Here is a 12,833-nt window from a genome sequence, read left to right on the forward strand (position 1 = left end):
GTAATGACGCGGCTTGTTATCATTTAGATAAATTATACTTATCAATTGATATAGCCTTTTAACTTGTCTGAATTTATTGCTTTGGATGATGATGAAGCACATGAGGAAAGCAACAGCACCGTTACTCGGGGAATGGCTCAGTCCATCCGGTTTGCCGCCACGCGCAGTCTGACAGCACCTGGTTCGGGGTCTCTATAAGCTTCAGGTGTCGCTTCCTCTGGCAACACAGTACCGTTGCCGGGCCTAGAGTCCGGCCGATGGCGCTTAAGGACAGTAGCAATTAATCGAGGATAGAAATGATGAGGTTAGCTGCGATTAAAGCCTCTTTGACAGGCCGGAATGCCCTGCCGCTGCGACCTGTCAGCCAGGTGATGGATCTGGAACGGCTGGGGGCCATGCATCAGAGCCGGTTGAGTTTTATGCGTACCCTGGTGCGCCGCATCATGCTGGAACGCTGGCAGATCGACACCGTTCGCCTCGATCTATGTGCCGACGGCTACGGTACCGTCATCTATGAAATCAATACGCCGCAGGGTTTATTCAGCTTTGTTATCTTTTCCGACTATCTGAGCCCGGAAGAGCGCAACGACAGGGTAATCGCCAGCAAATGGGACCTGACCATGGCCCTGGTTGAAGGGCGGGTCGAAGACGATTACCTGGACTTCCTGCGGCAGAATGTTCCCTTGCAAGAGGCTGGGAGGGTGGATGCCCGTGTATTCGTGTTGTCACGGGCCAATCGCAGCGCCCGCAACTTCGATTATGTGGTGGAGCAACTGGCGAAGGGCGAGCAGCCCGACGTGGCTCAGATTGCCCGGGTCGGATATCTCTATCGCACTACGGCCGTCTATGGCAGCGGCAAGCTGGGCATGGCCGACTGGGACAAGGTCAGCACGCGTTATCCGGATTTTGCCCGTCCCTTTGCCGCCGAGATGTTTGTCTGTTTTATGCTGAGAAATTTCAGCCTGTTGCAGGTGGAGCATATTGCCCGGCAACGGGCCCCGCGGCAGTTTGTACCGATGAAGACCGAAATAAAACGCTACTTCGGCATCGGCAACTCCACCGGGCTGGGCATGGCGCCCTATCTGATCAACCACCCCATGCTGATCAACCGGTGGGTGGAAATGCGCGAGCTGGCCCTGGCCCTGGTGCGCACCCTGGGACACATAGACGACGCGGTACGTCGGCAGTTTGACGCCCTGCTCGCACGCTGCGCCCGGCACATGGCCGAGACAGTGACCGAAGATCAGTGGCAGACCGAGAATAACCTGCGGGTGATCGCGGATCTGGCCGCCCTGCGGGAGCAGGCCGGTGCCGCGCTGGACAGCTGGGATGCCCTGCTGGCCTGGAGTGAACGGCATTGCTCGCTGCAGGGACAGGAGCTGCTGGTGTCGGTGATGCTGGAGCTGTACCCGCAACTGGTCGACGGCCTGGACGACTATTATTGCGTGGAAGAGTTTCTCGATCTGGATCCGCTGATGCCGTTACAGAAGCTGAAGGAAGTGATCGAGCGGCGCTATGACTGGGCGCTGAAGATCGACTTCAGCGAAGAAGGCGCCCGGGATATCTTCTGGTATCGCTCGGAAGAAAAAATGGAGCCTCGCCTGGGCCAGTGCGCCCTGGACAGCGGCAAGGAAAAACAGATGGCCCTGGGGGTCGGCTATGCCGTGTTCAAATGTTACGAACAGCTGTGTGAGTACATCGAGGAACAGCCGGAGCATACCACGGCCCGCTTTATGGTGGCCCGGCCCAAGCTGCGCGGCATAGTACGCCGCATCCAGAGCATGGACCGCTGCGTGTACGGCGATATCCAGGCCAACCTGCTGGCCAAGGATATTCTGCCCATGCACTTGCTGCGGGCCAAGCTGTCGTTCTTCGGCGTGAGCAAGTTTGATCCCCGCTCCCGTCTCTGGGTGCGCAATACCATGTACCAGGGTGCCCCGTTACTGGAAGATATAGGCAAGACCTATAACGAAGACTGGTTTATGCCCCTGGCCCCCGGACAGCAAGGAGAAGCCTGATGCAGGTATCGATGAATGAGCTGAAGGCGGCGCTGCGCCGCTGCTTCGAAGCCGCCGGTTATTTTGTCGGCAACTATGAAGACGCCGCCAACATGGTGTTATGGCTGGAAAAGCACGGCCTGGACGGGCTGGCGGAGCTGGAGCGGGCGCTGCCCTATATCAAGTCGGATGCCGACAAGCCGCTGAGTACCGTGGTCTATGAGGACAGCACTTCGGCCATTATCGACAGTAATGGCCGCAGCGCCCTGAACTGCATCGCCGCCTCGGTGGACCTGGCCCATGCCAAGGCGCTGGAAAGCGGTATCGCCACCATCACCGTGCATAACTGCCATAACCGCATGTTCGCCCTCAAGGCCCTGACCGACTGTGGCCGCCGCGGTATCAGCGTCACCGCCTACTGGCAGAACGGCAGCCAGACGGTCAAGGAATACGCGGCGGCGATCAAGGCGGGGGAGCGCTACCCCAGCTTCAGCGAGGCGTCCACCAGCCTGGTGACCAACCCGGATGAACAGCAGACGCTGACCATTGTCTGCAGCTCCCGGGTTGATCTGGCCGGTTCGCTGCAACGTTCGAAGGGCAACCGCAATGCTCGCTATATCAGCCCCGAGCAACTGGCCGCACATAAGGAATATATCATCGACAACGGCATCGAGATCGACGAGGCGCTGTGGGCCGAGATCAACCGGATTGGCGACGGTATCCTGGTGGAAAGCACCGAACGTTCCCGCCAGGGGGCGGGGGGCCAGTAATAGCATCAGGTATCTGATTATCGTATCCCGGCCTGAAGGTAACAGGGACACCCCGCCGACTCTCCATATATGGAGTCTCGGGCGACACCGTCTGACCGTCATGGATGACGGATATGCCGGAACGGCTGCCTCTTCATGGCATCAGAATAGGCCGGTGGAGCGCCAACAGGCGTTGCCGGAGCTTGAAGTAGGATAAAGGGAACTCAGCCGAGCTTCCGTTTCAGGGATGAAGCGGAGAGCGTGCATGGATGTATCCACAGTGTGTCGGCGGAGTGGGACCTTTGGCCGGTCTGCAAGTGAAAATCAAATAGCCCATTCATTTAATCCGATTGGCATTGAGCTCTACATGAGATCATTTGGCCCGCGGTGTTATCCACGCCCGTGGTAGACTGCCAAATCCCGTCGTCCTGGATACCTGACCATGCTGTATTCCCCCGATGAACTACTGGCCTTGCTAATCGTGACCGGCGGCATACTGGTGCAGGCCTGGGTAGGCATCGGTTTCGGCCTGCTGGCCGCTCCCTTGTTGTATTTGATTGATCCCGCTTATGTACCCGGCCCGGTGCTGGTGCTCGGCTGGCTGCTGTCGGTGGTGGTGGTGGTGAAGCAGCGGCATTCGCTTAACTGGCGGCGGGTGTTTCCCGCCATTGTGGCTCGTCTGCCGGGTTCCTGGTGCGGCGCCCTGTTGCTGGTGAACATAGCGCCTTATCAGCTGAGCCTGTTCTTTGGCGCCTCCCTGCTACTGGCGGTGTGGTTGAGCAGCCGTCACTATGGGTTGGCGCTGAGCCCGGCCAGCCTGACGGTGGGCGGCTTTTTTTCCGGGCTGCTGGGCACCGCCACTTCGGTCGGCGGTCCGCCCATGGCCCTGCTTTACCAGCATGAGCCGCGCTTGACCGCCCGCAATGAAATTGCCGCCTTCTTCCTGATCGGCACCCCCATGTCCATGCTGATGTTGCTGTCGCGGGGCGGGCCGGCGCTGCTCAGCCCCACGCTTACCCTGAAGATGATCCCCGGCGTTCTGCTGGGTTTCTGGTTGTCCCGGCGACTCGAGCGTGTCTTCCAGAAAGACAGCGCCCGGCCGGCGATACTGCTGATCTCCGCGGCATCGGCCTCGGTGGTGTTATGGCAAGGAATAACGGCAGGGCTGGCGGGCTAGGGTCATGCGCCTTGGCAAAAGCCGGCGTGAGCCATCGGCGCCGGCTTTAGTTCGCGGGTCATCCGTTTTTTTCCTGGCAGGCTCGGCGGCGCTCGGCCATTCTCTTCTCGAAACGATCCACACCGTCACCGTCGCTTTGCCATGTTATGCGCGCCGGATCCTGGTAAACCGGTATGGCGGCGGCCTGCAGGCTGCCTAAGGGCAACAGCGCAGCCAGGGTGAGTATGGACAGCATATGTAATTTCATTGTGGATACCTCTCGGTTGGGTGAAATGATGCGTTGATCCCCTCCCATAGTAAAAATAGCTCCTTGCCATTAAATCAGCCGTCCTTCAGCCCAATGCCGTTCACTTAAGATGAAAAGGGAAATCCTCCTCCACACGCCGACTCGCCGAAATCCCGTCCCTGGGGCTCGGCGGCGTCATCCATGACGCCAACGGTCGGCTTGGTAGATGAGGACTCCCCTTAACTGAACAGCATTAGTCCTTCGGCCCGACTTGGGCGGGTTTTTTACCGCCATGGCGGGGTGGTATCGCGCTCGGTTGGTCGTCTGGGGAGCAGACAGAGGTTTGTTCCATTTGACAACAAGTTACCGGATAGATAAGTTGCCCGGTGGCTAAGTGTTTAGACGTCTGGATGGAACTTTATTGGAATTACAGGATACCACCAAGGCCTTTGGCCCCCACCAGGTCTTGAAAGGGGTGAACCTGCGGCTGCCGGCCGGCCAAGTCACCGCGCTGATGGGGGCGAACGGCGCCGGCAAGTCGACTCTGGTCAAGGTGTTGTGCGGGGTACACAGGGCCGATGCGGGGAACTTGCTGCTCGACGGCCGTCCCGTGGTCTTTCAGGATCCCCGCCAGGCCAATGCCGCCGGTATCGTCACCGTGCATCAGCAGATCAACGACAATGTGGTGCTGTCCCTGACGGTGGCGGAAAACCTGCTGCTGGACCGGCTGAGCGACGGTCGCTTGGGGGGCCTGCTCGGCCGCAAGCGGCTGGCGGAGCAGGCCGGGCCCCTGGCCGAGGCGGTGGGGCTGAATGTGCCGATGGACACCCAGGTGGCGGCGCTCGGCCAGGCCGAGCGCCAGCTGCTGGCCATCGCCCGGGCCCTGGCCCATCAGCCCCGCCTGCTGATCCTCGATGAACCGACCTCCACCCTGTCCGATGCGGAGGCCGAGCGGCTGTTCGTGCTGGTGGAGCGGTTGCGGGCCCGGGGCACCGGGGTACTCTATATCAGTCACCGGCTGAGCGATATCCGTCGCCTGGCGGATCGGGTGGTGGCGCTGCGCGATGGGGTGATCGTGCTGGAGCAGGAGACCCCGGATTTGCCCAGGGCTGTGCAGGCCATGCTGGGTCATGGCCTGGGCGAGGCGAGCCACGAATACCGGCGCGGTGGCCGGGAGCGGTTCCGGTTGCAGCAGGCCCGGCTGGTTGCCGGTGCCCCCCCTTTCTACCTGAGCCTGCGCGAGGGGGAGATCACGGTGGCCACCGGCCTGTTGTCGAGTGGCGGCATGGGCCTGCTGCAGGCCATCTACGGCCTGGCACCCCTGGCCGCCGGCACCATGTACAAGGGGGGCAAACCCTGGCGACCCCGGAGTCCGGCCGAGGCCATCGCGGGAGGGGTGTTTATGGTCCAGGAAGACAGGGCCAGGGCCGGCATCATTCCCGGTTTTTCCCTGCGCCATAACCTGAGTCTGCCGTTCCTGTCCCACCTCAGCCGGCTGGGAATGATCGATCGCCGGCGGGAAGCCGAGCGTGGCAAACACAGCCTGGATCAGGCCGGGGTTGTCTATCGGTCCGACCGGCAGCCGATGAGCGCGCTGTCCGGCGGCAACCAGCAAAAGTTGATGCTGGCCCGTTGGCTGCAGCAACCCTGTGAGCTGTTGCTGCTGGCCGAGCCCTTTCAGGGGGTGGATATCGGCGCCCGGCGGGATATCGCCCGCCTGCTCAGGCGGACCGCCGACGAGCGGGCCACCCTGGTGGTGTGCACGGATCTGGAGGAAGCCCTGGAGCTGGCCGACCGGTTGCTGGTATTCAATCACCACCGGCTGGTGGGTGACCACAGGGGCGAGCAACTGAATATGGAGCAGGTGCTGCAGCAGATAGCCGCCCTGCCGGAACACATTGATGAGGAACTGAGATGATACGGCAAGGTGCCATCAAATACGGGCTGGTTGTGCTGCTGGTGGCCATGGTGCTGGTATTCAGCTACCTGCAGCCGGCCTTCGGCAGCATGCGCAACAGCTTCATTATCCTGCAGTCGGTGTCGATTGTTGCCATCCTGGCCCTGGGCGTCACCGCCACCCTGGCGGTGGATGGCTTCGATCTGTCGATCGGCGCCACCGCCGCCCTGGCGATGATGACCTCTTCCTATGTGCTGGTGGTGCTGGACGGCGGCACCCTGGCGGCCGTGGTTGCCGCCCTGGGGGTGGGGGTGCTGGTGGGGCTGCTCAACGGCTTCCTGACGGTGCAGATGCGCATCCCGGATCTGCTGGCGACCCTGGGGGTGATGTTCCTGCTGCTGGGGCTGCAGTTGATCCCCACCGAGGGCCGCTCCATCGCCGCCGGCATGATACTGGGCGACGGCGGCTCGGCGCCGGGCCGGTTCAGCGCCGCCTTCCTGGCGCTGGGGCGAACCCGGCTGTTCGGGGTGGTGCCGGTACCCGTGGTGATCATGCTGGTGCTGGCGCTGATCACCTGGCTGTTCCTGGAACGCAGCCGGTTCGGCCGGCTGTTCTACGCCATCGGCGGCAACCGCTCGGCGGCCTGGCTGGCGGGCGCCAATGTGTCGGCCTACCGCTACGGTGCCTATGTGATTTCCGGCGTCTATGCCTCCATCGGCGGCATCCTGTTGGCGGCGCGCATGGGGCGGGGCGACGTCAGCTCCGGCAACAGCCTGCTGATGGACGCGGTGGCGGCGGCACTGGTGGGCTTTGCCGTGCTTGGCGCGGCCCGACCCAATGCCCTGGGGGCCGTGGTGGGGGCGCTGTTCGTGGGGGTGCTGCTCAATGGCCTGACCATGCTCAATGCTCCCTACTATACCCAGGACTTTATCAAGGGCGCCGTGCTGGTGGTGGCGCTGATGTTTACTTTTGGTCTGGCTAAACGTACTTAAAAAGGAACGAGATGATGAATTGGTGGAAACCCCTCGCTGCCGCGGCCCTGCTGCTGCCGGCATTGACCCAGGCGGCCGAATTGCCGGCCGGGCTGGAAAACAAGAGAATTGCCCTGGTGCGCTTTATCTCCCAGGGGGACTTCTTCCAGGCTTATCTGGCCGGGGTCGAGGCCCAGGCCGAGGCGCTGGGTCTGGAACTGCAGGTGTTCGATGCCCGCCAGGACGCGGCCCGCCAGCGGGACATGCTGGACCAGGCGATACTGCAGGGCTTCGACGGCATACTGCTGCAGCACGGCTTTACCGACAGTATCAAGGACAAGGCCGCCGAAGCGGTGGATGCCGGCATCAAGGTGGTAGCCTTCGATGTGGATGCGGAAAACGAGGCGATTCCCCAGATCCAGCAGTCCGATGCGGAGCTGGCCCGGTTGGCGCTGGAACAGGCGGTGGCCGACCAGGGTGAGCAATTCGATGTGGGTTATGTCTATGTGTCCGGTTTCCCGCCCCTGGAGCGGCGTGATGCGGTCTTCAGTGAATACAAGCAAACCTATCCCGGTATCAGGGAAGTGGCCCGCTTCGGCACCGTCAACAACCCCATCGCCAATTCGGTGGCGGATCAGGCGGCCGCTGTGCTGCGCGCCAACCCCACCATCAGCGTGATCTTGGCGCCCTTCGATGAATTCGCCAAGGGCGCCAAGATCGCCCTGGAAGAAGCCGGCCTGGCCCAGGATGTGAAAATCTACAGTGCCGATATCTCCACCGCCGATATCCAGGCCATGCGCGAGCCGGGCAGCCCCTGGGTGGCCACCGCCGGCACCAATCCGGCGGTGATGGGCGAGGTGAGCGTGCGGGCCCTGGCCATGCTGCTGGCCGGCGAAAACCCGGGCCGGCAGGTGCTGGTGCCGCCGACCCTGATCACCCAGCAGCTGCTCAACGAGCAGGATATCCAGAACATGGAGCAGCTGGGCCAAAAGCTGCCCGCCTTCGCCCACGCCGAGGTGGCGAATCCCGAGTGGATGCGGCTGCCCAAGCGGTAATGAACAAGGGCCGAAGCATCATGCCGGTCAGTTAAGGAGATTGATTGGCTTTCAAGCCGACCGTTGGCGTCAGGGTCGAAAAATGCTCCTGCATATTCGATATTTCCGCCATCCATGGTGGTCAGATGGCGCCGCCTAGCCCTCAGGGGTCGAGTTTACTCGCCGTGACAAGTGGTTTCAGCCTGACCGAACATTCTGTGCATGTTCGCAGCAGGCTGAAACGACGAGTGTCATATTTTGCGGCGTATTAGCGTGGGAAACCTTATCCTGACTGGCACCTTACGCTAACTGAACGACAGGAGCCTCGAGGTACCCTTTATATTGCTGATCGAGGGGGAAATAAAAACAGCCCCACAGGTGCTCCCTGTAGGGCTGTTTTTATTTGAGTTGGGTGTTATTGAGATTTGTTGAGGACGAGCCTTTTTGTTACCTGACCCTCCTCTCTATTCCAACAGTCTTTGTGGGAGCCCGACCTCTGGGCGATGAGGGACTGCGGCTCTCGTCTTCGCGGCGGGGTCGCCGCTCCCACAGCCCCGGGTATGTCTACTCCAGCCGGAAATCGTCCGCGTTTATTCTATGTAGCCCGGGAAGCGCTTCCTGCGGGGCTGCCTACTCCAGCCGGAAGTCGTCCGCATCCATCCAGGCCGGGAAGCGTTCCCGGTAGTCGCGCAGCTCGGTCAGGCTCAGGCTGGCCTGCAAAACGGCGGCTTGGTGAGCGTCGGCCTTGGCCAGGATGCCGCCCTGGGGATCGATGATCAGGCTGTTGCCGCTGTAACTCAGGCCGTTGTGGTCGTGGCCGACCCGGTTACAGCCGGCGACAAAGGCCTGGTTTTCGATGGCCCGGGCGGTCAGCAGGCTGGTCCAGTGGTGGGCGCGGGGGGCCGGCCAGTTGGCCACATAGAGCGCCAGATCATAGTCTCCCCGGTTGCGGGACCAGACCGGGAAGCGCAGATCGTAGCAGATCTGCGGCAGTATCCTGAACCCCTTCCAGTCGATCACCAGCCGCCGCTCGCCCGGCTGATAGACCTCGTGCTCGCCGGCCATGCGGAACAGATGGCGCTTGTCGTAGCGGTAAACGGCGCCGTGCGGATCGACCAGGATAAAGCGGTTGACCGCGCCCTGCTCGGTCTGCAGGGCCACGCTGCCGCCGATCATGGCATGCAGGCGCTGGGCATGGTCGAACAGCCAGTCATAGACTTCGCTCTCCGGCAGGGCATGGCGGGCGGCGTCCATGGCGAAGCCGGTGGTGAACATTTCTGGCAATACGATCAAATCCTGATCATGCAGCCGGGCTAGCAGGCCGTCGAAATGGGCCAGGTTGGCTGGGCCGTCGTGCCAGTGCAGCGGCTGCTGCAGCAGGCTGAGATTCAGAGTCGGCATAAACGGGCTCCCGCTTCATCCAGAGTGGCGTCTTGCTTAGCAAAGCATAGCCGAACCAGCTTATGGGGGAAGGGGCCGGCCGAGAACACCGACAGCGGAATAGCGGCGACGCCGGCATGCTCGGTCAGCCAGCGGGCGAAGGCCACATCGTCCAGCTCGCTGATGGCGCTGTAATCGACCAGCAGGAAGTAGGTACCCTGGCTGGGCAGGACGGTGAAGCGACTGCCCGCCAGTGCCTTGGCAAAGCGATCCCGCTTGGCCCGGTAGAAGGCGGGCAACTGCTGCCAGTGCTCGGGATGGGCGTTGAGCATATCCGCCAGCGCCAGCTGGGCCGGGGTATTGATGGAAAAGGTCAGATACTGGTGCACCTTGCGCAGCTCCGCGCTCAGGGCGGCGGGGGCGATGGCGTAGCCCACCTTCCAGCCGGTCATGTGGAAGGTCTTGCCGAAGGAGGACACGGCGATGGTCCGCTCCCGCAGGTTGGGATGTTCCAGGGCGCCGACATGGCCCTCGGCGGTGAAACAGATATGCTCGTAGACTTCGTCGCTGAGCACGAAGATGTTCCGGTCGGCGATGGCCTGCCACAGCTGGTTGTAGTCGTCGGCCTGCCACAGGGTGGCGGAGGGATTATGCGGGCTGTTGATGATCACCAGCCGGGTGCGCGGGCTCAGGGCGGCGCGAAAGGCGGACCAGTCCACCTTGAATGCAGGTGGATTCAATTGCAACCTAACCAGCTTGCCACCGGCCAGGCTGACCGCGGGGGCATAGCTGTCGTAGCTGGGATCGAAACAGACCACCTCGTCCCCGGCACGCACCAGGGCGGTGATGGCGGCATAGAGGGCTTCGGTGGCGCCGGCGGTGACGGTGACCTCGTTGTCGGCACAGACGGATATGCCATACTGTTGCTGGGTTTTGGCGGCGATGGCCTGGCGCAGCGCCGGGACTCCGGTCATGGGTGCGTATTGGTTGGCGCCCTGGGCGACATGGTAATTGAGTCTGTCTTTCAGGTAGGCGGGGCCATCGAAGTCGGGGAAGCCCTGGGACAGGTTGATGGCCTGGTGCTCGGCCGCCAATGCGCTCATCTGGGTGAAGATAGTGGTGCCCAGATCGGGCAGTTTGCTTTCCAGGTTCATCTAGGGCTCCTCGCTCGGCGTGTTGCCCGGCACTATAGCAGAGTGTTAGGATTTGGCAATCGAGACACTTGGACGGTTAAACGTCTAAACAGCCGGACTCAGATTGCTTATATAGAGGGGATGGATTGGCTGTTAAGCCGACCGTCCGCGCCAAGGTCGAAAAATGCTCCTGCATTTTCGACATTTCCGCCATCCTTGGCGGTCAGTGGTGCGGTCGAGCTTACATGGGGCAGCTTGCTGCCTGCACCAAACTTTAAGGTTGACCGAACATCCGGTGAATGTTCGCAGCAGGCGTAAAGTGCAGGTGGCCTTGACCCGCAGCGCGTCGGTGTGCAGCCAGCCCTCCCCCTCCTTCGGCCATCGCTGTTTATATAAAGGAAATCATTATGTTGTATCCCTCCGGGCTGGCCGAGCTGGTGGCCGCCTGTCATTGGATTGGCGCCAAGGGCTGGTGCCCGGCCACCGGCGGTAACATGTCCCAGAGGCTGGACGCCGAAACCTGCCTGGTGACCGAATCGGGCAAGGACAAGGGCAGTCTGAGCGAAGCGGATTTTCTGACCGTGCGCCTGGCCGACAACGGCGTGGCCGATGGTCGTTGTCCGTCCGCCGAAACCGGTCTGCACACCCTGATCTACCGGCTGTTGCCGGAGGCAGGGGTGGTGCTGCATACCCACTCGGTCAACGCTACCGTGCTGTCCCGGGCAGAAAAGGGGGCGGCGCTGGCGCTGAACGGCTATGAGATGCAAAAGTCCCTGTCCGGTCAGCAGACTCACTTGGGTACGGTGCAGATCCCGATTTTCGATAACGATCAGGACATCGACGCCCTGGCCATGCGGGTGGCGGATCACCATCGGCGTCAGCCGCTGGCCTACGGTTTCCTGGTGCGCGGCCACGGCCTGTACTGTTTCGGCCGCACCGTGGCCGAGGCCCGCCGCCACCTGGACGGGCTGGAGTTTTTATTTCAATGCGAACTGACCCGCAGACTGCTGGAGGCAAAGTGATTAAAGCCATAGTTACCGATATAGAAGGCACTACCAGCGATATCCGCTTCGTGCACCAGGTGCTGTTTCCTTATGCCCGGGAGCGGATGGCCGACTTCGTGCAGGCGACCGCCCATGATGCGGAAGTCATGGTGCTGCTCAATGATGTCCGCGCCGAGATGGGCCGGCCCCGGGCCTCGCTGGACGAAGTGATCGCCGAACTGCGGCGCTGGATAGACGAAGACCGCAAAGCCACCCCGCTCAAGGCCTTGCAGGGCATGATCTGGCGCCACGGCTATGTGAACGGCGACTTCAAGGGTCATATCTATGAGGACGCCGTCAACTGCCTGCAAGACTGGCATAGATCCGGTATTCGTCTCTATGTCTATTCGTCCGGTTCAGTGGCGGCCCAGCAGCTGTTGTTCAGCTACAGCGAGGCGGGGGATCTGACCCCGTTGTTCAGCGGCTATTTCGATACCAAGATCGGCGCCAAGCGGGAAGTCGGGGCCTATCAGACCATAGTGTGGGAGCTGGCGCTGCCGGCTGACGCGATCCTGTTCCTGTCGGACATTCACCAGGAGCTGGATGCCGCCGAAGCCGCCGGCATGCAAACCTGCCAGCTGATCCGCGGCGAGCCGGACCCCGCCAGCCATCACCATCAGGTGAGCCGTTTCGATGAAATCAGCCTGACAGCCAAGGAGTGACCATGAGTGTCTTAACCGTTTTTGCCGACAACAACCCGGCCCAGCCCCTGTTTTCCAGCCGGGATGGCGCCGCTATCGCCACCGAACTGGCGAAGATCGGGGTGAATTTCGAACGCTGGCGGGCCGACCGCGAGCTGGCCGCCGATGCCGATAACGCCACCATCCTGGCCGCCTATCAGGCCGAAATCGATCGGCTGGTGGCGATGGCCGGTTATCAGAGCTGGGATGTGGTCAGCATGCAGCCGGAGCATCCGGATCGGGCGGTGTTTCGCGAGAAATTCCTGTCCGAGCACACCCATGGCGAAGATGAAGTGCGTTTCTTCGTGGAGGGGGCCGGGCTGTTCTGTCTGCATATCGAGGGCAAGGTGTATCAGGTGCTGTGCGAGAAGCATGACCTGATCTCGGTGCCGGCCAACACCCGCCACTGGTTCGATATGGGCTCGGCCCCGCGCTTCACCGCCATCCGCCTGTTCAACAATCCGGAAGGCTGGGTCGCCCAGTTCACCGGTGACGGCATCGCCGACGGCTTTCCCAAGCTGGATTGATAGCATTCACAGGCGATCT

Annotated in this window: 12 protein-coding genes; 9 read left to right on the forward strand and 3 right to left on the reverse strand. The window is 61.8% G+C overall.

What is annotated here, in order from left to right:
• The first annotated feature begins 296 nt into the window (after window positions 1–296).
• The 3 genes from ABD806_RS12060 (at window position 297) to ABD806_RS12070 (ending at window position 3,923) form a co-directional block, all read left to right on the forward strand.
• Window positions 297–2,018, forward strand: coding sequence for a hypothetical protein (locus ABD806_RS12060; RefSeq protein WP_344958290.1), 1,722 nt, complete (start codon window positions 297–299; stop codon window positions 2,016–2,018).
• The gene (locus ABD806_RS12065) at window positions 2,018–2,767 is read left to right on the forward strand and encodes a DUF3726 domain-containing protein (protein WP_344958292.1); all 750 of its coding nucleotides are present in this window, start codon (window positions 2,018–2,020) and stop codon (window positions 2,765–2,767) included. Before ABD806_RS12060 ends, ABD806_RS12065 begins: the two co-directional genes overlap by 1 nt.
• A gap of 421 nt (window positions 2,768–3,188) precedes the next feature.
• On the forward strand, window positions 3,189–3,923 hold the full coding sequence (locus tag ABD806_RS12070) for a TSUP family transporter (protein WP_344958294.1): 735 nt from the start codon (window positions 3,189–3,191) through the stop codon (window positions 3,921–3,923).
• 58 nt (window positions 3,924–3,981) lie between these two features.
• On the opposite strand, the gene ABD806_RS12075 is transcribed toward ABD806_RS12070, so the two are convergent.
• The gene (locus ABD806_RS12075) at window positions 3,982–4,170 is read right to left on the reverse strand and encodes a hypothetical protein (RefSeq protein ID WP_344958296.1); all 189 of its coding nucleotides are present in this window, start codon (window positions 4,168–4,170) and stop codon (window positions 3,982–3,984) included.
• Window positions 4,171–4,570: 400 nt separating this feature from the next.
• Here ABD806_RS12075 and ABD806_RS12080 point away from each other — a divergent pair, with 400 nt between their 5' ends.
• The 3 genes from ABD806_RS12080 to ABD806_RS12090 are packed head-to-tail and all read left to right on the forward strand — an operon-like array spanning window position 4,571 to window position 8,072.
• Window positions 4,571–6,067 carry a sugar ABC transporter ATP-binding protein gene (locus ABD806_RS12080; RefSeq protein WP_344958298.1) on the forward strand — a complete coding sequence of 499 codons (1,497 nt, stop codon included), beginning with the start codon at window positions 4,571–4,573 and terminating at the stop codon, window positions 6,065–6,067.
• Window positions 6,064–7,038 (forward strand): ABC transporter permease, encoded by a 975-nt coding sequence (locus tag ABD806_RS12085; RefSeq protein ID WP_344958300.1) that lies wholly within the window; start codon window positions 6,064–6,066, stop codon window positions 7,036–7,038. The genes ABD806_RS12080 and ABD806_RS12085 overlap by 4 nt, the downstream gene beginning before the upstream one ends.
• 14 nt (window positions 7,039–7,052) lie before the next feature.
• Window positions 7,053–8,072, forward strand: coding sequence for a substrate-binding domain-containing protein (locus ABD806_RS12090; RefSeq protein ID WP_344958302.1), 1,020 nt, complete (start codon window positions 7,053–7,055; stop codon window positions 8,070–8,072).
• 609 nt (window positions 8,073–8,681) lie between these two features.
• On the opposite strand, the gene ABD806_RS12095 is transcribed toward ABD806_RS12090, so the two are convergent.
• Together ABD806_RS12095 and ABD806_RS12100 are read right to left on the reverse strand one after the other, a co-directional pair.
• Window positions 8,682–9,452, reverse strand: coding sequence for an amidohydrolase (locus ABD806_RS12095; RefSeq protein WP_344958304.1), 771 nt, complete (start codon window positions 9,450–9,452; stop codon window positions 8,682–8,684).
• Window positions 9,440–10,585, reverse strand: coding sequence for a pyridoxal phosphate-dependent aminotransferase (locus ABD806_RS12100; RefSeq protein WP_344958306.1), 1,146 nt, complete (start codon window positions 10,583–10,585; stop codon window positions 9,440–9,442). The genes ABD806_RS12095 and ABD806_RS12100 overlap by 13 nt, the downstream gene beginning before the upstream one ends.
• Before the next feature lie 386 nt (window positions 10,586–10,971).
• On the opposite strand from ABD806_RS12100, the gene ABD806_RS12105 reads away from it, so the two are divergent.
• From ABD806_RS12105 to ABD806_RS12115, 3 genes are read left to right on the forward strand one after another with little or no spacing between them, the layout of a single operon-like run.
• Complete coding sequence (locus ABD806_RS12105) at window positions 10,972–11,586, forward strand: methylthioribulose 1-phosphate dehydratase (RefSeq protein WP_344958308.1); 615 nt, start codon at window positions 10,972–10,974, stop codon at window positions 11,584–11,586.
• Window positions 11,583–12,269, forward strand: a complete 687-nt coding sequence (mtnC, locus tag ABD806_RS12110; RefSeq protein WP_344958310.1) for an acireductone synthase — start codon at window positions 11,583–11,585, stop codon at window positions 12,267–12,269. Before ABD806_RS12105 ends, mtnC begins: the two co-directional genes overlap by 4 nt.
• 2 nt (window positions 12,270–12,271) lie before the next feature.
• A complete protein-coding gene (locus ABD806_RS12115) occupies window positions 12,272–12,814 on the forward strand; it encodes a 1,2-dihydroxy-3-keto-5-methylthiopentene dioxygenase (RefSeq protein ID WP_344958312.1) in 543 nt (180 codons plus the stop codon).
• Window positions 12,815–12,833 lie beyond the last annotated feature (19 nt).

Origin of the sequence: Zobellella aerophila (assembly GCF_039539325.1) — a bacterium.
In the GTDB taxonomy this organism is placed as follows: Bacteria; Pseudomonadota; Gammaproteobacteria; order Enterobacterales; family Aeromonadaceae; genus Oceanimonas; species Oceanimonas aerophila.

Bases quoted from the DNA above. Each gene is read 5' to 3' on its own strand.
- ABD806_RS12060 (WP_344958290.1), top strand. From the start codon at position 297: ATGATGAGGTTAGCTGCGATTAAAGCCTCTTTGACAGGCCGGAATGCC.
- ABD806_RS12065 (WP_344958292.1), top strand. From the start codon at position 2,018: ATGCAGGTATCGATGAATGAGCTGAAGGCGGCGCTGCGCCGCTGCTTC.
- ABD806_RS12070 (WP_344958294.1), top strand. From the start codon at position 3,189: ATGCTGTATTCCCCCGATGAACTACTGGCCTTGCTAATCGTGACCGGC.
- ABD806_RS12075 (WP_344958296.1), bottom strand. From the start codon at position 4,170: ATGAAATTACATATGCTGTCCATACTCACCCTGGCTGCGCTGTTGCCC.
- ABD806_RS12085 (WP_344958300.1), top strand. From the start codon at position 6,064: ATGATACGGCAAGGTGCCATCAAATACGGGCTGGTTGTGCTGCTGGTG.
- ABD806_RS12090 (WP_344958302.1), top strand. From the start codon at position 7,053: ATGAATTGGTGGAAACCCCTCGCTGCCGCGGCCCTGCTGCTGCCGGCA.
- ABD806_RS12095 (WP_344958304.1), bottom strand. From the start codon at position 9,452: ATGCCGACTCTGAATCTCAGCCTGCTGCAGCAGCCGCTGCACTGGCAC.
- ABD806_RS12100 (WP_344958306.1), bottom strand. From the start codon at position 10,585: ATGAACCTGGAAAGCAAACTGCCCGATCTGGGCACCACTATCTTCACC.
- ABD806_RS12105 (WP_344958308.1), top strand. From the start codon at position 10,972: ATGTTGTATCCCTCCGGGCTGGCCGAGCTGGTGGCCGCCTGTCATTGG.
- ABD806_RS12115 (WP_344958312.1), top strand. From the start codon at position 12,272: ATGAGTGTCTTAACCGTTTTTGCCGACAACAACCCGGCCCAGCCCCTG.